17 protein-coding genes and 1 pseudogene are annotated in these 20,402 nt (G+C 58.5%); 8 read left to right on the top strand and 10 right to left on the bottom strand.

The genetic code is table 11. The features are described 5' to 3' along the window. Nucleotides 1–21 precede the first annotated feature (21 nt). From INF35_RS07565 to INF35_RS07575, 3 genes are all read left to right on the top strand, one after another. Nucleotides 22–366 (top strand): hypothetical protein, encoded by a 345-nt coding sequence (locus INF35_RS07565; RefSeq protein ID WP_193501148.1) that lies wholly within the window; start codon nt 22–24, stop codon nt 364–366. Between the two features lie 51 nt (nt 367–417). Continuing rightward, a complete protein-coding gene (locus INF35_RS07570; protein WP_235983157.1) occupies nt 418–996 on the top strand; it encodes a nitroreductase family protein in 579 nt (192 codons plus the stop codon). A gap of 247 nt (nt 997–1,243) precedes the next feature. After that, nucleotides 1,244–1,513: a DUF6465 family protein gene (locus INF35_RS07575; protein WP_193501150.1), complete on the top strand. Its 270-nt coding sequence runs from the start codon at nt 1,244–1,246 to the stop codon at nt 1,511–1,513. 100 nt (nt 1,514–1,613) lie between these two features. Here INF35_RS07575 and INF35_RS14110 read toward each other — a convergent pair. Beyond that, nucleotides 1,614–3,750 (bottom strand): annotated as a pseudogene (locus tag INF35_RS14110) (fructose-1,6-bisphosphatase). 150 nt (nt 3,751–3,900) lie between these two features. Then, complete coding sequence (locus INF35_RS07585) at nt 3,901–4,110, bottom strand: hypothetical protein (RefSeq protein ID WP_193501152.1); 210 nt, start codon at nt 4,108–4,110, stop codon at nt 3,901–3,903. Nucleotides 4,111–4,158: 48 nt separating this feature from the next. On the opposite strand from INF35_RS07585, the gene INF35_RS07590 reads away from it, so the two are divergent. Beyond that, nucleotides 4,159–5,391 (top strand): ROK family transcriptional regulator, encoded by a 1,233-nt coding sequence (locus tag INF35_RS07590; RefSeq protein ID WP_193501154.1) that lies wholly within the window; start codon nt 4,159–4,161, stop codon nt 5,389–5,391. A gap of 338 nt (nt 5,392–5,729) precedes the next feature. Here the strand turns inward: INF35_RS07590 and INF35_RS07595 are convergent, their stop codons facing one another. The 8 genes from INF35_RS07595 to INF35_RS07630 all read right to left on the bottom strand — a co-directional run bounded on the left by INF35_RS07595 (nt 5,730) and on the right by INF35_RS07630 (nt 14,757). Next, complete coding sequence (locus tag INF35_RS07595) at nt 5,730–7,223, bottom strand: sulfatase-like hydrolase/transferase (protein WP_193501156.1); 1,494 nt, start codon at nt 7,221–7,223, stop codon at nt 5,730–5,732. A gap of 15 nt (nt 7,224–7,238) precedes the next feature. Then, on the bottom strand, nt 7,239–8,081 hold the full coding sequence (locus INF35_RS07600; RefSeq protein ID WP_193501158.1) for an alpha/beta hydrolase family protein: 843 nt from the start codon (nt 8,079–8,081) through the stop codon (nt 7,239–7,241). A gap of 74 nt (nt 8,082–8,155) precedes the next feature. Next, nucleotides 8,156–9,607: a sulfatase-like hydrolase/transferase gene (locus tag INF35_RS07605; protein ID WP_193501159.1), complete on the bottom strand. Its 1,452-nt coding sequence runs from the start codon at nt 9,605–9,607 to the stop codon at nt 8,156–8,158. 25 nt (nt 9,608–9,632) lie between these two features. Then, nucleotides 9,633–10,583, bottom strand: coding sequence for an ABC transporter ATP-binding protein (locus INF35_RS07610; RefSeq protein ID WP_193501160.1), 951 nt, complete (start codon nt 10,581–10,583; stop codon nt 9,633–9,635). Between the two features lie 3 nt (nt 10,584–10,586). Next, the gene (locus INF35_RS07615) at nt 10,587–11,588 is read right to left on the bottom strand and encodes an ABC transporter ATP-binding protein (RefSeq protein ID WP_193501161.1); all 1,002 of its coding nucleotides are present in this window, start codon (nt 11,586–11,588) and stop codon (nt 10,587–10,589) included. A gap of 18 nt (nt 11,589–11,606) precedes the next feature. Beyond that, on the bottom strand, nt 11,607–12,491 hold the full coding sequence (locus INF35_RS07620; protein ID WP_193501162.1) for an ABC transporter permease: 885 nt from the start codon (nt 12,489–12,491) through the stop codon (nt 11,607–11,609). Further along, nucleotides 12,484–13,452, bottom strand: a complete 969-nt coding sequence (locus tag INF35_RS07625) for an ABC transporter permease (RefSeq protein ID WP_193501163.1) — start codon at nt 13,450–13,452, stop codon at nt 12,484–12,486. The genes INF35_RS07620 and INF35_RS07625 overlap by 8 nt, the downstream gene beginning before the upstream one ends. A 36-nt stretch (nt 13,453–13,488) precedes the next feature. Further along, nucleotides 13,489–14,757 carry an ABC transporter substrate-binding protein gene (locus INF35_RS07630; RefSeq protein ID WP_193501164.1) on the bottom strand — a complete coding sequence of 423 codons (1,269 nt, stop codon included), beginning with the start codon at nt 14,755–14,757 and terminating at the stop codon, nt 13,489–13,491. A 5-nt stretch (nt 14,758–14,762) separates the two neighbouring features. Here INF35_RS07630 and INF35_RS07635 point away from each other — a divergent pair, with 5 nt between their 5' ends. The 4 genes from INF35_RS07635 (at nt 14,763) to INF35_RS07650 (ending at nt 20,294) form a co-directional block, all read left to right on the top strand. Further along, a complete protein-coding gene (locus tag INF35_RS07635) occupies nt 14,763–15,332 on the top strand; it encodes a sulfatase family protein (RefSeq protein ID WP_193501166.1) in 570 nt (189 codons plus the stop codon). A gap of 21 nt (nt 15,333–15,353) precedes the next feature. Further along, the gene (locus INF35_RS07640) at nt 15,354–16,970 is read left to right on the top strand and encodes a sulfatase-like hydrolase/transferase (RefSeq protein ID WP_193501168.1); all 1,617 of its coding nucleotides are present in this window, start codon (nt 15,354–15,356) and stop codon (nt 16,968–16,970) included. A gap of 154 nt (nt 16,971–17,124) precedes the next feature. Next, nucleotides 17,125–17,562: a hypothetical protein gene (locus INF35_RS07645; RefSeq protein WP_193501170.1), complete on the top strand. Its 438-nt coding sequence runs from the start codon at nt 17,125–17,127 to the stop codon at nt 17,560–17,562. A 275-nt stretch (nt 17,563–17,837) separates the two neighbouring features. Next, nucleotides 17,838–20,294, top strand: coding sequence for a glycoside hydrolase family 3 N-terminal domain-containing protein (locus INF35_RS07650; RefSeq protein WP_193501172.1), 2,457 nt, complete (start codon nt 17,838–17,840; stop codon nt 20,292–20,294). The last annotated feature ends 108 nt before the right edge of the window (nt 20,295–20,402 follow it).

Below are 20,402 nucleotides of genomic sequence, written 5' to 3' on the forward strand. Positions count from 1 at the left end.
AACTACAGGAGGTCTTTTGGGATGCCGGATACCCTCAGTGCCGCCGACTTTGTCTCCATCCGCCCGCAGTACAAAAATGAGCAGGCGGAAGGCGAACTTCCCGCCGCCGTGGAGCATCTGTTTGCCCAGGGCACCATGATCGACCATTATTTTGTCAGGCCCGCCCCCGCCCTGTTTGAGGACCAGACCTTTGCCGATTTCGGCAGGATCAGCGCCATAGTGTTCTGCCAGCAGGAGGGCGGCGCCCCCTGGGTGGTACATTTTCAGGAGCCCACCATGGTCAAGGATCTGTCCATCGACATGCCCGATGCCGAGTTTCGTGCCATGCTGGCCGCCTCGTCGGTGACCCTGCCCGGGGAGGGCTGAACCCTGTTTCCCGCCCTTAGTTCCCACCCGTTTTGCCAAGGAGGTATTGTCATGCAAGATTTCATGGAGTTTCTGCGTACCCGCCGCACCTACCGCCGTTTTCAGCAGAAGGCGGTGCCCGCCGCCGTGGTGGACGATATTCTGGAAGCCGCCCGCATTGCCAGCTGCGGCGCCAACCGCCAGACGCTGAAGTACCTGGTGGTCCAGAGCCCCGAGCAGGTGGACAAGGTAAACGGCCTGGTCCACTGGGCAGCCTACCTGCCGCCGGAGCAGGGCATCCCCAAGGCGGAGGAACGCCCCACTCTGTTCATCGCGGTCTTTCAGGATGAGGCCCTGCCCGGCGCCAACGACACCGACGCCGGCCTTGCCCTGGGCAGCATGACGGCGGCCGCCTGGTCCCACGGGGTGGGCAGCTGCATCATGGGTGCCATCGATCGCCCCGCCCTGTGTGATCTTTTCGGCACAGCACCGTCCCTGCGGCTGCACAGCATGGTGGCCTTCGGCTATCCCGCCCACGAGAGCCGGGTGGTGGAAATGCATGACGGCGATGTCCGCTACTATCTGGACGATGCAAGGGATTACTGTGTACCCAAACGTCCCCTGTCCGAGATCCTGCTGGGCCGCATCTGAGGGCTGCCGGCTCCGCCGGAACATCCGTTTTTTCCGCAGTGGTTTTTCCGTTATGACCGGTTAATGAAGCAGATAATGCGGATTTGCGGCAAAACCATGCCCTTCTTCTGCATTTTCTCCCGATTTTTTCGCAAAAAAGATGCGGCTACGCGGCAAATTCAGGCTTTTTTCTCTGGTCAAACCCGGAATGATATGGTATACTGAATGCGAATTATCCGAGCATTCTCACCAGAAAGGCGGTTTTCATATGCGTAAATCCACAGAAAATGCAGAGGTCAAGACCCCGGGCCGTCAGCCCAAAAAACAGCCTGCCCGCAAGGCGCACACTCCCGCCACCGAGATCTACCTTCAGGTGGACGGCAAGGAGTATGACTGTGCCGCGCTGGTGGAGCAGGCCAAGGCCGACTACCGTTCCACCCACAAGATCGGCATTCATTCCTGCCGGGTCTATATCAAGCCGGCAGAGGGCTGTGCCTACTATGTCATCAACAAGGTGGACGGCAAGATTCCTCTGTAACCGGGACCGCCGCCTGATTTCCGTTCCTACAGCAAACACCCGAACGCCTTCTGGCGTCCGGGTGTTTTTGATTGCTTGTTCCATTCCGCCGCGGAAAATGTCAGACCACCCCAAAAGTTCCCGGCGCCGCGGCGTTTTCCAGCCCCGGCTGACGCAAAAGGCCGTTTTGGTAGGCATCCACCAGCTTGCGCAGATCGGAGATCATGGCCTGACGTGCCCGTCCCTCGTCGGTGTCCCGCACCAGCACCCGCCGGGGAGAGAGATAAATGTACTCACTGCGGGAATCGATGTCCTCATCCTCCCGGATGGCTTTTTCGGTGCTCTCAAAGGGCTGATGGGTGCGCAGCGCCAGTCCCCGGCTGTTAAAGACCAGAGTGTATCCGGCAATGCCGGTACGCTGGTGGTAGGCCCGGCAGAACCCGCCGTCGATGACCACCAGCCTGCCGCCGCCCTTGACGGGGCTTTCCCCTTCGATGGCGCGCACCGGCACATGGCCGTTGATGATGTGGCTGCCCGCCTCAAACAGTCCGAACTCCCGCAGAATGCGCTCGGCAGTCTCTGCCCGTTCAATATGTGTATAGTAGGGATTTTTGCGCTCCACATGGGTGGCGGCGTCGGCAATGTACAGCCGCTCAAAGGTGGTCATGGCGCTGCGGCCAAAGACCGGTGACCCGGCCCCGCACCACAAATACCACAAAAAGTCCTGTCCTGACCGGCGGGCGGCACTGTTTTCCGGGGAAAAGTACCCCTGACGGGCGCGCCGGTCGCAGTAGTCGAACAGCGCCCGGCCCGCATATTGCCTGCCCTCAAATTCCTCAGCGGCAAAGCGGCCGTCGGGCGTCATGGGCACCGCGCCGTGGTATAGCAGGTTCCCGTTGATGATCTTGTACAATCCGCCTCTGGCGTAGAGGAACTGGATGTGCCGCTGCAGCCGCTCGCTCTCCCGGAAAGCCCGTACCATCTCGTCCAGAATACTCTGTTCCCGGGCGGTCATGCGGGCAGGACAGGCCGGGTCCACGGTAGGGAATCCGGTGTCCGTCAGCGGATACTCCTTGCCTGCACAGCGGACGGTACCCGCCTCGTAATCGATGCGGTTGATATAATCCTGCCCCTGCATGCCGAAGTCGGGGTTGCGGGCGATGACCGCCGCCTCCGCCTTGAGCAGCATGACGGTGACGGCCTTGTGCATCCGTGCCACCCGCATGAGGGTCGCCTCATTGGCATTTTTGTCCCGGGCATGGGGATACCACCGTCCCACGGCGCTGCATCCGTAGACGCTCTCGGCGAAATGTTCCAGTCTCCGCAGGCTGATGCCGTAGCCGTTTTCCAGCAGGTCCACATTGTCGTACTGAAGAGAGTTTTTCACCACCGTCAGCACACACAGGGCTGCCGGCAGCGGCTCCCATCCAGACCACGTCATGGTTGCCCCACTGGATGTCCACGTCATGGTGGGCCATGAGATGATCCAGAATGCGGTCAGGCCGCGGGCCGCGGTCAAACAGGTCTCCCACGATATGCAGCCGGTCCACGGCCAGCCGCTTGATGACCTCGCACAGCCGGATGATATAAGCGTCCGCCCGGTCGTAACGCAGGATGCTTTCCACAATTTCCCCGTAGTAGAGGTCCTTGTCGTGATCCTCAAAATGGGCATGGAGCAGCTCGTCCAGCACATAACCGCAGTCAGCGGGCAGACATCCGCGCACGTGCTCCCGTGTATGTTTGCTGGATACAAACCGGCACAGCTCGATCAGACGCAGCAGTGTCTGCCGGTACCAGGCATCCAGATCCCTCTGTGCAGCCTTGAGCTCAGGCAGCTTCTGCGCAGGATAGTAGATCAGGGTGGCCAGCTCCGCGTGCTGCTGCGGGGGCACTTTTTCCCCCAGCACAGTGTCGATCTTTTCCCGGATAACTCCGGATGCACTGTTGAGGATGTGCACAAAGGCCTCATGCTCGCCGTGGAGATCGCTCATAAAATGCTCCGTCCCCTTGGGCAGGCGCAGCACCGCTTCGATCTTGATGATCTCGCTGGCCGCTGCCGAAATGGTGGGATACTGCCGTGCCAGCAGTGCCAGATATCGCATCTGCCCGTCGCTGTACCCGGCGCCGCCCCGTTCTTCTGTCATTGTGTTTCTCCTTTTCTTCCCATATAGGCATCCTGTTTTTTCGGCCATTCTGTCCAACCGGGACCTCTTGAAGACAGCATCTGCACGGGCCGGCATTTCGCGTTCATTTTCCATTGCTTTTTCCCATGCATTTTCTGGCTGTACTTTCCGGCAATCCCCCGGCAAATCTCATTGTCCCCGCAAGGCGATTTCCAGTGGATTTTCTCGCTGTTTTGAAAAGTAATTCGTAAATAATTTTCCTTCTGATTTTGTTTATTAATTTAATCAAGCTTTTTTCTGTTTATTATACTGTTTTTCAGCCACACGGGCAATATTTTCCTCCCACATTTTTGGGAAAAGCTCCTTCTTTGGCGGTTCTGTCAGTTTTTTATAAGCTTTTTTGTCGATTTTTTTATCAACAAAAAATCTGACAATCCGGGGAAAATATGGTATGATTAAAAAAAGGCCTCTATATTTTATAATCTTAATAAACATTTACGCGGGGGATTCTCCCGAAATCTGATAGAAAGTGGGACGTTGTATATGGCCATGATGCATGGCAAAAACCTGGCAAAAATCAAGCAGCAAAATCTGGAGTCGATCAAACGGATCTTGTTTCGGTATGCGCCCCTGTCTCGTGCCGAAATTGCCGAGCGTCTTGAGCTGACCCCTCCCACCATCACCAATATTGTGGCGGAGCTGATCCAGCAGGGTGTTGTACAGGAACTTACCGGTCCCGGCAACGCCGTCACCTCCCATGGTGTCGGGCGCAAACCCATCAACATTGATCTGGTTCCCGGTTCCCGGCTGGCTCTGGGCATTTCTCTGGGCCGTGATTTCACCCATTATTGCATCACTGATTTGCGCGGCGGTGTCCGCGCGCAGGGGGCCTACGATCTTCTGTCGGAAGATTACGACACCATGGTCAAGCAGCTTCTCCGGCTGCTTCACACGCTGGAAAAGCGCTATCCTGCCGAATGGGAACGCCTGGTCGGCATCGGCATCACCGTACCGGGCATCGTCAACGCTCACACCGGCGTCATCAAAAATCTGGGCACCGAGCGTGTGAGCTGGTGCAATCAGCCTTTTGGCGAGACCATTCAGCAGGCCATGCATCTTCCCGTCCGCGTGGAGAACAACGTCCGTGCCCGGGCCTGTGCCATTTCCCTGTTCCGTCCCAACCTGCTTGCCGATGACTCGACCTTTGCCTTCTGCCATGTGGCGTGGGGCATTGCCTGCCCGGTGGTGCTGAGCAATCAGTCGTTCCGGGGTCAGGATGCCGCAGCAGGTGAGATCGGCAAGATGATCCTGGACCCCAAGGGCCCCGAGCTTCCCGACTGTGGTATGCCCGGCAGCCTGGAATCCCTTTCCAGCATGCGTGCCGTGCTGGAATATTGCCGTCAGGCCCTGCGCGCCGGTGAGTGCACTGTCCTTGCCGAGCTTTGTTCCGACCCCGACCAGCTTACCCTGGAGCAGGTTCTGGAAGCTCAGACCAAGGGGGATCCTGCCGTGTGCAAAATTCTGGATCGGGGCATGTTCTATCTGGGCATTGCCCTGGCCAATATCGTAGGGTTCTTGAATCCCCATCTGATTTTTCTCAGCGGCCCCATGTTCCGCAACCACGAAAATGTGGATACCGTCGAGAGATCGCTGCGTACATATGCCTTCCGCTCCAGTGATGAAAAACTCCAGCTTGTCTATGTGGATCTGGGGGAATACGGCGGTGCCGTAGGTGCCGCGGCCAGCTGCATTGAAAAGCACTTTCTGCGCAGCTGACAAATTGTCTCCTTTTACCGTCCAAAAAGCTCCCGTCCTGCCGTACTCCCAAGGCAGGGCGGGAGTTTTGCTGTCCGGACAAATTTGCTTATTTTCCTGCTGCCCGGGGCCGCCCAGCAGGGCTACTCCGGGCTGCTGACGGGATACCGCCCCCTTTTCTTTTGCCGTTTTGCCACAGAAAGGGGCCGCTGCCGGATGCCTCCGGCAGCGGCCCTGATCGAAGGGAGGGAAACGCTTTTTCTTGTTCGGAGATGCGGCAGCCGTCTGCCCTGCCGATAACAGACCGGCATGCTGACGATTGACATCCCCCGGGGGCAGCCCCCTCTTTGGTCAGCAGGTTACAGTCGCTCCAGCATTTTTTTCAGGGCAGCCACCCAGGTCGTGGGACCAAACTGCTTTTTGCTGCACACGGGGTGTTCCAGCTCCGGCAGATCGTTGGGGCACTGCCACCGCTCGTTGGGATCGTCAAAATTACATTTGCGCAGGATCTTCAGCTGCTTCATAGCCCAAAGCTCATGCACCATGACCTGATCGTAGGTTTTGTACTGATCGGCAAATGCCTTCATCTTTTCCTCGATCTCAGGATGGTCGGCCGCCACATTGTGTTCCTCGTTGGGGTCTTGGCGGCAGTTATAGAGATGCGGATCGTTTTCCAGGCCGGAATAGGCATAGTACTTCCAGTCCTTCCACTTGACCATACGGCCCAGAGAGGTTCTGCCGTCGGGCAGATAGGTATACAGTTCGCTCACGACCATGCGGTCGGGATCATCTGTTCCGTCCGTCAGCTGCGGTGCCAGGCTTTTGCCGTCGCCGGGAAGCTGCTCCACCCCGGCCAGTTCGCAGACGGTAGGTCCCACATCCAGCAGGCTGACCGGGCTGTCAATGGTTTTGCCCCGGGCAATGCCCGCCCCCTGCACTACAAAGGGAATGTGCACCGCGGGATCATAAAACACCTGTTTTCCGTAGTATCCGTGGGTACCGTTCATGTCGCCGTGATCGGACACATACAGGAAGATTCCTTCCCGTCCGGTGCGCTTCAGGTAAGCCTGGAAGGCATCATACACCGCACCAATGTGCCGGTCCTGCAATTCTACCATGCCGTAATATGCCGCGCGGGCGGCACGGGCCACCTCGGGGTCGGCCTCCTGCATCTTGCCCGCCAGCGCATCGCCGCCGTCAAAGGTATCCGATACGTCGCTCAGATCGACCTTGTCGTAATAGTAATTGTACAGTTCCGGCGGCGCCACATAGGGGAAGTGCGGTCCGTAGGTTCCCACCGTAATGAACTGGGGCCGTTCATGATCCTCCGCCAGATAATCCAGCGCATGCTGCACCACATAGCGGTCATAGGCCAGCACGGGGGAATCCCCGGCGCCGATATATCGCACCGAGCCGTTTTCGTCATATCCGGTCACCCTGCTGGGGGAACCGTCGGGCCGCTTGGGGGCGGGCACGCCGTTGTGAAAGACCGGAGTGCGGTCTCCCGCAATGCGGCTGGAATATCCGTGCCGCTGGTCGGGCCCCACAAAGTGCATCCGTCCACATAGGATGGTATCGTATCCCGCCGCATTCAGACAGTGAAGAAACGTCGCCTGATCTGACGGCAGCGAGCCGAAATTGAACAGCACGCCGTTGTTGCTGGGCAGCTGGCCGGAGATCATGGACGCACGGGCGGGCACACACAGGGGACAGGCAGTCATGGCATTGGTCATGGCCACGCCCTCGGAGGCCAGCCGGTCCAGGTTGGGGGTCCTCACCAGAGGATCTCCGGCATAGCCCTGCAGCCGATAGGAATGCTGGTCGGACATATAAAGCAAAATATCCTTGGGCATACAAGCTCCTTTCTGTCAGCTTTGGGTGACTGTGCGGAGGAATTCCTCATACAGGTCGATCATTTCCTTCTGGAAGAAATGCAGATCCGCATGCCGCGCATCCTTGATCAGATGCAGATCCGCCTGATACCCTCCCTTGCACAGGGCGCGGTAGAGCATCTCGCTTTGTTCCGGGGACACTATGGTATCGGCGGTTCCATGGGCGATGAGGGTAGGCGGCAGCTGTCCCCCTGCCTCAACGGCATGGAGCACGGAGTTTTCCTCCATTTTTTTCAGGATAGCCGAAAGCTCGGTCTCCCCGGTCAGACGTGCCGGCACCGAGGCCCGCAGCTCAGTCTCCTTGTCAGGCCCCGGAGCCATGGTGGGAAAATCCACCACGCCGTACAGGTCGATGACACCTTTCACCTGCGGCAGGCTGTAAGCGGCCTGCAGGGCCAGATATCCCCCTGCCGAGGCTCCCATCAATACGATTTTGTCCGGATCTCCTCCGTATACCGCTCCATGATTGTGCAGATAACGCACGGCGTCACGGATATCCTCCACCATTCCGGCCAGAGGCGCAGCCTCCATACCGCGGTATTCCACAAAAACCACCAGCACGCCCCGCTCCGCCAGAGGCGACAGCCAGGGCAGCCGGAACTTCACCTTGGGCTCCCGGAATCCTCCTCCCGGCACCATCAGAAGGATGGGAAGTTTTTCTCCCTGTTCAGGGGCGGGGCGCAGCAGTTCCAGATGCAGCGGCCTTTCCACGTAGGGATTTCCGGGGTTTCCGGGCCGGTTTCTGCGGCGGGCGTATTCAATGTCGTGAATATAACCGCAGCAGAGCCGTGCAGGGCCAAGTTTCCATACTTTTCGCATTTGAATGCTCCTGTTTTGTAAGAAAAAGCCGGAGCACGGCAGCTGAGCTTGCCGCCGTGCTCCGGCACGAACTGTTATGGGCAGAGACGGCTCTTGACCATCCGCTCCGGGCGCTGGCGGGCGGATTCCGGCGAATGCCACCGTTCCTCCGCGTCGTCAAAATCACACTTCATCAGGAGCTTCAGGTTGGTCCCCATTTCTTCTGCCGCCGCACGGATCTCCGGCACAGGCCGGCAGGAGGCGGACAGCAGTTCCCGCATCCGGGCAACCAGCTCGGGATACTGATCAATCACATTAACGGTTTCCGCCGGGTCCTTGGCGATGTCGTACACCGCGTCGGCTTCGTCGTATCCGTCATAGTGAATGTACTTGAGGTCTCCGCATTTGACCATCTGGCCGTAGGAGAATCCCTTGGGGCCGACATTGCCGCCCACCTCGGAGATAACCATACGGTCCAGCTCGTCCTCGCCGCCGCCCAGCTGCGGGCAGAGGCTCTTGCCGTCGGCATTGGGGACCGGGGCGGTCCCTGCGATCTCGCAGAGAGTGGGGCCCAGATCCATCAGGGAGGTCGCACCGAACAGCTGGCGTCCCTTGGGGATACCGTCGCCCACAAAGATCATGGGGGTATGGGAGGACTGCTCGTAGAATACTCCCTTGCCGTAATAGCCGCGGTCTCCGATCTGATCGCCGTGGTCGGACACGTAGACAAACACGCCCTCATGCCCGGTGCGTTTCAGATAAGCCTGGAACGCTTCATACACAGCGCCGATCTGCTGGTCCTCAAATTCCACCATGCCATAGTAAGCAGCACGTGCGGCGCGGACCACCTCGGGATCCATATCCCGGACCTTTTTGCCGGCCAGAGCGGGATGCTGCTCATAACCGAAGGATTCTTCGGGAATGGAGACCTTGTCGTAGTAGTAGTCGTACAGTTCAGGGGGTGCCACATAGGGGTAGTGGGGAGCGTAAGTTCCGACGCACAGGAACTGGGGCTTTTCGTGGTCCTGCTCCAGATACTCCAGCGCGCGGGAGACCACATAACGGTCAAAGGCCAGCGTAGGAGAGTCTCCGGCGCCCATGGCTGCCAGACAGTTGGGGGCATCCTGCAAGGTGCGGTTATGGATACCGCGCTCCTGCTGGATGGTGGCCGGACGGTTCTGGTAGATGGGGGTGATGTCCCCGGCGATGCGCTTGCCGAATCCGTGGCGCTGGTCGCCGCCCACAAAGTGCATCCGTCCGCACAGCACCGTCTCATATCCGGCAGCGTCCAGGCAGTGGGCAAACGTGGGGCAGTTGGAATCCAACGCCGACATATTGCTCATGACGCCGCACTTGCTGGTAAGCTTGCAGCTCATCATGGACATCCGTGCCGGCACACACAGCGGATAGGCGGTATAGTTGTTTTGCATCACCGTCCCCTGGGCCGCCAGGCGGTCCAGATTCGGGGTCCGAACAAGGCGATCCCCTGCATATCCCTGCTGACGCCAGGAATGCTGGTCGGAAATAAACAGCAAAATGTCCTTCATGTTGTCGCTTTCCTTTCAGAAAGAATCAGCCCAGCTCGTGGACGCGGCAGCACCGCACAAAATGTCCGGTAGCGACTTCCTCCTGCTTCTGCGGCTGATAGCATGCCTCCGTTGCAAAGGGGCAGCGGGCGGCAAAGCGGCAGCCGGGTTTCGGATTGATGGGAGAGGTGATTTCTCCCTTCAGAATTTCACGCTTGTTGGGGTGGTGAATATCTACCGAGGGGATGGCGGACAGCAGCGCCTTGGTATAGGGATGCAGCGGATTTTTGAAAAGTTCCTTGGAGGGGCACTTTTCCACCACCTGGCCCAGATACATAACGCAGATATCGTCGGAAATATGGCGGACCACGCTCATGTCATGGGTAACGAACATGTAGGTCAGGCCGCGGTCCTGCTGCAGCTTTTTCAGCAGGTTGAGGACCTGTGCCTGAATGGACACGTCCAGAGCGGACACCGGCTCATCGCAGACGACAAAATCAGGGTTGAGAGCCAGTGCGCGGGCAATGCCCACACGCTGGCGGCGGCCGCCGTCCAGCTCATGGGGATAGGACATGCGCAGCCGGGCATCAATGCCGACATACTCCATCAAAGCGGCGGTCGCCTCGTCGATCTCGCTTTTCTTGTAGCGTTTGGAAACGACCAGCGGCTCACGGATGGTGGCGTCGACAGTCTGGCGGGGGTCCAGGGAGGAATACGGGTCCTGAAAGACGATCTGCATGCGCTCTCTGGCGCGGCGCAGTTCCTTGCCGCGCACATGGGTGATGTCTTCTCCTTCCAGCAGGATCTGTCCTCCGGTGCTTTCCTGCAGGTGAATGATGGTACGGCCCAGTGTGGACTTGCCGCAGCCGGATTCTCCCACAACGCCCAGCGTTTTGCCTCGCTCGATGGACAGGGTCACGTCATCCACTGCATGCAGCATGCCGCGCGGGGTCGGGAAATATTTTTTCAGTCCCTTTACTTCAATAACAGGTACCATTTCTTATTCCCCCTTAGCGATTTGCTCCATGCAGCAGCAGCGGCACTGATGGCCGTCCTTGGTGATCTGCATGGCGATGGGCTGTTTTTTGCACTCTTCAGTGGCATACGGGCAGCGCGGATGGAATGCACAGCCCTCGGGCAGGGCCGCCGGGTCCGGCGGCAGGCCTTCGATGGGATGCAGCCATTCCTCGTCTTCGCTCATGCTGGGGATGGCGGCAAACAGGCCGATGGTATAGGGATGGGTGGGATGATCGAAAATCTGCTCCTTGGTGCCATACTCAATGATGTTGCCTGCATAGATGACGGCAACGTCATCGCAGGTGGTGGCCACAACACCCATATCATGGGTGATGAGCAGCATGGCGGTGTTGTACTTCTGGCGCAGCTCCGCGATCAGGTCCAGCACCTGTGCCTGAATGGTCACGTCCAAAGCGGTGGTGGGCTCGTCGGCCAACAGCAGGTCGGGGTTGCAGGCCAGCGCAATGGCAATGACCACGCGCTGCTTCATGCCGCCGGAAAACTGATGGGGATATTCGTAGTACCGGTCAGCCGAGATGCCGACCATTTTCAGCATTTCTTCCGCGCGTTCCTCTGCCTGGCGCTTGTTTCCGCCGTTGTGCAGGCGTACTGCCTCGGCGATCTGGTCGCCTACGGTCTGAACCGGATTCAGCGCCGTCATGGGGTCCTGGAAGATCATGGAGATTTTGTTGCCGCGGATCTTGCGCATTTCGTGCTCGGGCAGGCTCAGCAGATTCTGACCGTCCAGAGAGATCTGGCCGTTTGCCACCTTGGCGCCCACGTCGGGCAGGATACGCAGAATGCTCTTTGCAATGGTGGTCTTGCCGGCGCCGGTTTCGCCCACCAGGCCAAGGGTCTTGCCCTTTTCCAGCGTCAAATTGACGCCGTTGACCGCATGGATCACTTTGCCGCCGGAATAGTATTCAACCGCCAGATCCTTTACTTCCAGAAAAGGTGCAGTCGTATTTTTACTCTGTTCAGACATTACACGCGCCTCCTTTTCTCAGTGTTTCAGTTTGGGATCAAGGGCATCCCGCAGACCGTCGCCCATCAGGTTGACGGCAAGAACCGTAACTGCGATGGCAAGGCCGGGGAAAATGACCATGTGCGGGCACTGGCGGATAAACTGGCGGGCACCGGTCAGCATGGCGCCCCATTCCGGCGTAGGCGGCTGAACGCCAAGGCCGATAAAGCTCAGGCTGGCCGCCATGACGATCATATGGGCAATGGCCATGGTCGCCTGCACGATATTGGGGGAGAAGGAGTTGGGGATCATATGCCGCACAATGATGCGGAACTTGCTGCAGTTGATGGACTGGGCAGCTTCAATGTACTCATTGCCGCGGACCTTCATCATCTGAGCACGCAGCATACGGGCGGAAGCGGGCATACCGTTGACGGACAGCGCCAGGATCGTGTTGAAATATCCGGGGCCAAGCACCGCAGACAGCACGATGGACAGCAGCATGGCGGGCAGCGACTGAATGATATCCAGCAGACGCATGATAAGGTTGTCCACCCAGCCGCCGAAGTAACCGGCAATGGAACCGATGGTCATACCAATGGTAGTGCTGATGATGACCGCCAGCACGCCCATGGAAATGGAGTACCGGGCGCCGTACAGCACGCGGCTGAAGATGTCGCGGCCCAGTTCATCGGTACCGAACCAGTGAGCCATCGTAGGGCCCTGCTGAGCCGCCACAATGTCCATGGCGGTATAGTCGTAAGGCGCAATCACCGGCGCCAGAATGGCAAGGATCACCTCAATAATCAGGATGATCAGGCCGAGCATGGCGGTTTTGTTCTTGGCCAGTTCCTTGAACACCCGGACAAACTCCGACTGCTTTTTGATTTTGGTGGTTTTGGTTGCTGCAATTGCTTCAGCCATTTGCCGCCACCGCCTTTCTTCTGACTTTACCCTTGGAATACTGTGCCTTGATGCGCGGGTCTACAGCTGCATACAGCAGGTCGACAGCCAGCATGCAGAGGCTGAACACGATCGCCAGGAAAATGGAGCCGCTCTGAACCACGGGGTAATCGCGGCTGTTGACCGCGGTGATGATGAGCTGACCCATGCCGGGGATGGCAAAGATGGTTTCAATGACCATGGTGCCGCCCAGCTGTTTGCCGAACTGGGTGCCGATAACGGTAATGATGGGGATCAGACCGTTTTTCAGTGCATGCTTCAGAATCACCTGAATTTCAGGCACACCCTTGGCGCGGGCCGTGGTAATATAGTCCGAACGGATAACATCCAGCATACTGGAACGGCTTTGGCGTGCCAGTGTGGCGATGCCGTTGGCGGCACCGGCCATGGCGGGCAGTATGTAGTATTCGATACCGCCGATGCCCATGGCCGGCAGCCAACCCAGATTGACCGAGAACAGGATGACCAGCAGCAGAGCCAGCCAGAAGTTCGGCACCGAGACGCCCAGCAGAGCCAGCACCATGCTGACCTTGTCCGGCCAGCGGTTCTGATACACTGCGGCTATAACTCCCAGCGGGATGCCGATGACAATGGCGATGAGCAGCGTGATGATGGTAAGGGTCATGGTACGGGGCAGGCATTCCACAATGGAATCTGCAATGCTTACGCCTGTGGTCCAGGACTCACCCAAATCGAAATGCAGGAAAGTGTCGTTGAGATAATCTCCCAACCGCATCAAAAACGGATCATTCAGGCCAAGTTGTTCACGCATGGCCTCCAGGTTTTCTTCGGTTGCGGTGGAACCCAGGATGATCTCTGCCGGGTCGCCGGGGCAAAACGTCATCAGCGTAAAGACCAGAACAGCCACGCCGAGCGAGATGGGGATCATCCAAAGCAGCCGCTTCAGTACATATTTGGCCATGCGCCAACCTCCTCCATTTTGCTTGCTTTGTTTTTGTTACTCGCTGTATACACTGGCAGCCCAGTTGATGCTGCCCTTGCTGGTGCGGACGGTCTCCGTCAGGCCGATATCGGAACGCCAGATGTCGATGTTGCTGGGCTGCACCATGCCGAAACCGTACATGTTGTCCTTGATGTAGTTGTGGACAGCGTCAATGTTTTCCTCGGTGAAGCCGTCCTCGGTCCAGGTGGAGTACAGCATATCGGCCAGCACCTCGTCATGACGGGCGCAGGCGTCGCCGGTGGCGTAGGCATTCATGTCGTAGCGGGTTGCCCAGTGGTCGGAGAGCCAGTCGCCGCCCACGGTGTTGATGAACATATCGTACTGGCTGCCATCCAGACGGATGGAGGTGAGCAGAGCCGGGTCAGCCAGGTTGAGTTTGACGGTGATGCCGACCTGAGCCAGATATCCCTGGATCATCTGGGTCAGACGCTGCATGGTGCTGTTGGAACCTGCCAGAAGAACCAGTTCTTCGCCGTTGTAGTTGGACTGTGCCAGCAGCTCCTTGGCCTTTTCAGGGTCGTAAGGATAGTACTCTTCGTCTTCCCACTTCTCCAGATAACCCATAGCAGTGTTGGCTGCGGAGTCATGCATCTTGGAGCCGTAGCCGGCAAACACGCCGGTGATCAGGCCGTCCACGTCGATGGCATAGCAGATGGCCTGACGCAGATTCACATCATCGGTGATGGTGCGGCTGGGATCGCCGGAGAAGAACATCTGGTAGCCGTTGATGTACGGAGTATCAATCATGCTGAAAGTGGAGTTACCCACAAACTGAGTGGCGGTGTTGGGGTCAAGGCTCATGAAACCGTCCAGTTCGCCGGTCTCCAGGGCGATGCCTGCCTGAGAAGCCTCGGTAATGACGTGATAGGTGATCTTGTCCACGTTGGCAGCGTTGCCGGCCGGGATCAGTTCAGGTTTCTGCCAGTAATCGTCGCGCTTTTCGATGGTCATGGTGGAGCCGGCAGTAAACTCGGTCACAATGTAGGGCGCGGTGGAGACGATCTGGGTGGCAAAATCGTTGCCGTCCGCCTCGTAAGCCGCCTTGGATACAACATAGGTGCTGGTCAGGATCGTCTCAAAAGCGCCGACCACGTTCTGCTTCAGCTTGACCTGCAGGGTATAATCGCCGGTCTTGGTGATGGTGTCGATCTTGTCGTAGCAGGTTTTCAGACCGGCATCCACACAAGCCTGCAGCATCCAGACGATGTCGTCTGCCGTGATATGGTTGCCGGCAGAGTCAGTGACATAGTCATAGATCTCCATATCGTATGACCGACGACGACCTGAACAACACCAAGCTGCACTACGACGGTGCCATCCAGGTCATTGACTATTGGGTGGGCCAGATGCTGGATGTGCTGGAGCGCCGCAATCTTCTGGACAACACCATCATCATTTTTGCCGCCGACCATGGCGAGATGATGGGCGAGCACGGACTGTTCGCCAAGACCACCATGTACGAAGGCGCTCTGCGCATTCCCCTGCTGATCCACCTGCCCGGCATGGACAAGGCCGCCATCTGCGACGCCCCGGCCATGCTCATGGATCTGGCCCCCACCATTTTGGAGTTGACCGGGACCAGTTACGACGCCACCGCCATGGACGCCTGTTCACTGGTGCCGCTGCTCAAGGGCGAGGACGTGTCCCTGCGCGTCGCTCAGATCAGCGAGCTGCGCAACATGATGATGGTATTCGACGGCCGTTACAAGTGGATCCGCAACTGGAACGACAGCGATGAGCTGTACGACCTGGAGCAGGACCCCGACGAAATGCACAACATTATCAAGGATCATCCCGACATCATCAAGAGGCTGACCACATACACCTTCACCCACTGATAAAAAAGCAGGAGTGTGACTATGAGTACCCGACCTCATATCATCATCTTTAACCCCGACCAGATGCAATGCGACGCGCTGGCACACATGGGACGCAACCCTGCCGCCCAGACGCCGTTTCTGGACCATTTTGCAGCGGAAGAAGCCGCTTCTTACCGCAACGCCTACTGCCAGAATCCCGTCTGCGTGCCCAGCCGGTGCAGTTTTCTGACCGGATTGTATCCTCATGTGCACGGTCACCGCACCATGCGGTACATGCTGCACAGCGAGGAGAGCAGCATCTTTTCCGAGCTGAAAGCCGCCGGCTATCACGTCTGGATGAACGCCCGCAATGACTTTCTCCCCGGTCAGGACGAAGCCGCCTTCCATCGGCATGCCAGCGAGATCTTCTACGGCGGCGATGTGCCCGCGGCCCCCGGTCCCCTGAAGAATCTCCGGGGCGAGCCCGGCAGCAAGAATTACTATTCCCACTACAAGGGCCAGCTGGGCGTGGATGCCCGGGGCCGCAACTACTCGTCGGACGACGAGGTGGTGGATGCGGCCATTGCCCGCGCCAAGACCCCCACGCCCAACGGCGAACCGCTGTGCATGTTCCTGGGCCTGATGTATCCCCATCCTCCCTATCAGGCGGAAGACCCTTACTTTTCCGCCATTGACCGTTCCAAACTGCCGCCCCGCAGGGCAGCCCGCGCCCCCGGCAGCTTTGAGCCCAAAATCGAAACGCTGATTCGCCAGCGCCAGGGCCTGCAGGAGTACACCGAAGCCGATTGGGACGAGCTGCGCGCCGCCTATGCCGCCATGTGTTTGAAGATAGACCACCAGTTCCAGCGCCTGTGCGACGGTCTGAAGGAAGCGGGCATCTACGACGACTGCGCCATCTTCTTTTTCAGCGACCACGGCGACTATCAGGGCCTGTTCGGCCTGAGTGAAAAGAACCAGAATACCTTTGAGGAGAGCCTGGTCCGGGTTCCTCTGCTCATCAAGCCCCCCAAGGGCGTAGCGGTCACGCCGGGCATCCGGGACGGCCTGGTGGAGCTGGTGGACTTTTATGCCACCGCCATGGATCTGGCGGGCGTTGCGCCGGACCACACCCAGTTTGGCCGCAGCCTGCGGGAGAATCTGGCCAGCCCGGACAAGCCTCTGCGGGAATATGCCTGCTGTGAAGGCGGGCGCCTTGCAGGCGAGGTTCACTGTGACGAAAGCCACGCCACCTCTCCCCAGGGCGCACAGCCGGTCAACGAGTACTGGCCCCGCATGAAAGCACAGGAAGATGATATTGCTCACACCAAGGCCACCATGCTGCGCTGCGGCCGGTACAAGTATGTCCGCCGCCTGTATGAGCCCGACCAGCTGTTTGACCTGGAACAGGACCCCGACGAAACCGAGGATCTGGCCGAACGTCCCGAAATGGCTTCGGTTCTGGCGGATCTGCGCCTCAAAATGCTGGACTGGTATCAGTCCACCTGCGATGTGGTCCCCTATCAGTACGACGGCCGAATGAACGGCGAGATGATCTGGGCACATCTGAAGCAGATCGTCCCCCCGGAGAAGAAGGACTCCGTCATGAAGCTCGCCGCTCAGAACATTCCCATGTACCGCATTTTGCAGCTTGCCTCGGGCGAGAGCGACAAGCTGTAATCAGCGCCGTTCTTTCTGCCGCGCTTTGACAGGCAACGACCGGTGCGATATACTGAAATCCATATTCTGCATTGTATGTCAGGAGGGATCTGCCACGAAACACCAGTATCTGATCCACCCGTTCAAGTTTGGCGTTGCCCTGTGCACCGTGGCCGTGTGTGCTTTTTTGGCCTTTCTGGCCGCAGCGGCGGGCAACTGGATTGCTGCCGTACTGTTCGGCGCAGCGGCTGCACTGTTCGTATTTGTCGCTGTTTTGTACGGCTCCACCCTTACTCTGGATGACGGCGGACTTTCCCGCAGCTTTTTCGGTATTCCCATGCGCAGCATTCCCTGGTCGGACATTGCCGAGGTGGGCGTAGTGGGGCTGAAGGTTTTCAACAATAACGACCCCAAGCGTCCCGGCACCCGGTATATTTATTTTTCTCCCCGTACGCTGGACAAGGACAGCCGTTTTCGCCTGGCGCTGGAATGGCCGCCCCGGAATATGCTTTATCTCTGCTACACCAAAGAGCGCTTTACTGCGGTGCAGGCATTGTGGAACAGCACCATCGAAACCTACAATGCCGGAAACGTGTTCTATAGTCTTTCCTGATCCAGCCACCTCCCCCAGTCCGGGCTTTCCGTCAGACGATGCCGTCTGGAGGAAAGCCCGGGCATTTTTGTGTACAGCCGGATCCCAAGCCCGTTTTACCTTCTTTCCTCCCCGTAAAAACGTCAGAACAACGAATTTTTCGAAGTCAATTTGTGCATCTCTCCAATCTTTTTTCCAGCTCCCCGATTCCTCCGGATGAGGAATTGACAACCCCCGTCTAATTTGTTACTTTAATTAATAAACAAAGCATGCTCTTGTACTGAAAGGAGTAGATTATGGAGATTTACAAGGACAGTACACGCCCCATCCCTGAACGTGTGGAGGACCTTCTCTCCCGCATGACGCTGGAGGAAAAAGCCGCCCAGCTCTGCGGGGACCTGCCCGCCTCTTTTATCAAAGATGGCAAAGTCAGTGCGGAGACCCTGCGGGAGAAATTCCCCAACGGTCACGGCCGCTTCACCCAGTATTCCATGATCGGCATTGTGGACCCGGTGCAGATTGCCGAGATTTCCAATGAACTGCAGCACTATTTTGTGGAGGAGACCCGCCTGGGCATTCCCGTGGCTCTGCAGACGGAAAATCTCTGCGGCTATCCGGCTGCGGGCGGCACCCTGTTCCCGGCGCAGATCAATGTGGGCTGCACCTGGGAGCCGGAGCTCGCCGGCGAGATGGCCGCCGTCATCGGACAGGAAAGCCGCTCGGTGGGCATCAACTCGGCCATGAGCCCGGTCATCGATGTTTCCCGGGACCCCCGCTGGGGCCGCACCTATGAGACCTACGGCGAGGACCCTTACCTCATCAGCCGCATGGGCGTGGAGTACGTCAAGGGCATGCAGGGCAAAAACAAGGAAGGCGTGGCCTGCATTGCCAAGCATTTTCTGGGCTATGCGGAGAGCCAGTCCGGTCTGAACTGCGCCGTGGCCCGCATCAATGACCGGGAACTGTATGAGACTTTTGCCACTCCCTTTGAGGCCGCCGCCAACGAGGCGGATGTTTCCGGCATGATGGCCAACTACGGCGAGATCGACGGCATGTGCGTGGGCGCCAACAAAAAGATTGCCCGCACCCTGCTGCGCGACACCATGAAATACCGCGGCATGCTCACCTCCGACGGTGCGGCCATCATGAAAATGTACAATTACTTCCACATTGCCCCCACCTACAAGGAAGCCGGACTGCTGGCCAAGAAGGGCGGCCTGGACACCGAGATCCCCATCGGCAACGCCTACCGTCAGCTTCCCGACTATGTGCGGGAAGGCAAACTGGACGAGTCCCTTCTCGACGAGTCGGTCCGCCGTGTGCTGACCATCAAGTTTGAGTACGGTCTGTTTGAGAATCCCTATGTGGACGTGGACAAAGTTCGCGCTTCCATGACCAATGGGGACAAAGCCGACCTCAGCCGCCGCATTGCGGAAAAGTCTATCGTCCTGCTCAAAAACGACGGAACTCTGCCTCTCAAGAAGGGCCTCAAGCTGGCGGTCGTCGGCCCTCATGCCGACAACCTCCGCTATCCCATCAGCGGCTACACCTACCCCGCCTACATCGAGATGATGAAGGCCGGTGCCGAGGACAGTTCTTCCGTTACCTTCAACGGCATTGCCGACGAAGCCGCCGCCAGCAAGGACAAAAAGTGTGAGAGCGGCTTCGGCGCTGCCAATCCCTTTGCGGCGACCCTGGCCATGTTCTCTCCGGAGGACCAGGCCCGCCTCAACGACCTTCCCACTGTGCTGCGGCAAATGGGTGCCCGCAGCCTGAATTCCGTGCTCAGCGACCGCTTTGCCGTCCGCTATGCCGAAGGCTGCAAGATCATCGGGGACGACACCTCCGGCTTTGCCGATGCCGTTGCCGCTGCCGAGGACAGCGATGTGGTCATCGCAGCCATGGGCGGCAACTGCGGCTGGATCAACGTCACCGGCGGCGAAGGCAAGGACCGCAGCAGCCTGGACCTGCCCGGCGTACAGCAGCAGCTTCTGGAAGCACTGTGTGCTACCGGCAAGCCGGTGGTCCTGATCCTGTACGGGCCCGGCGTCTTTGCCCTGCCCTGGGCCGCCGAGCACACTGCCGCCATGGTCCAGGCCTTCATGCCCGGCGCCGACGCCGGCCGTGTCCTGGCCGACGTGCTGGACGGCACCGTCAATCCCGGCGGACACCTGACCTTCACGGTGCCCCATCATATCGGCCAGCTTCCCATTACCTACAATCACCGGGTAGGCAGCGGCTATGGCGGTGACAGCGCCGCCATGAGTGTAATCTTCGGCGGCGGCTATGTGGACAACACCGACCGTCCCCTTTTCCCCTTCGGCCACGGCCTGAGCTACACCACCTTTGCCGTCAGCAAGCTGGAACTGGATTCGGAAGAACTGCCCACCGACGGCTCCATCCGCGCCCGCTGCACCGTAACCAACACCGGTGACCGCACCGGTGACCAGGTGGTACAGCTGTATTACCATTTTTCCGGCGCCCATGTCATCCGCCCCAACAAACAGCTGGTGGGCTTTGCGCGGGTCACCCTTGCTCCCGGCGAGTCCAAAACCGTCGAATTTGACTTGAAAGCCGCACAGCTGGGCTATTACAATGAGGATATGGATTTTGTGGTAGAGCCCGGTCCTGCCGAGTTGAGCCTGGGCACCAGCAGCGAAGACCTCTGCGATACCCATACCATCCGTTTGGCCGGTGATCCGGTTGATCTGATGGGCCGGCGCAGCTACACCTGTGCTGTCAGCGTCAGCTGATCTCTCATTGCCGCATCTCCAGTGGGGAAACAGCCTGATTTGGGCTGTTTCCCGCACTGTGATGCGGCTTTTGTTTTACGCGGCCCACAAAAAATGCCGTAAAATTTT

The sequence above is a fragment of the Gemmiger gallinarum genome, from assembly GCF_014982805.1.
Lineage (GTDB): Bacteria > Bacillota > Clostridia > Oscillospirales > Ruminococcaceae > Gemmiger > Gemmiger gallinarum.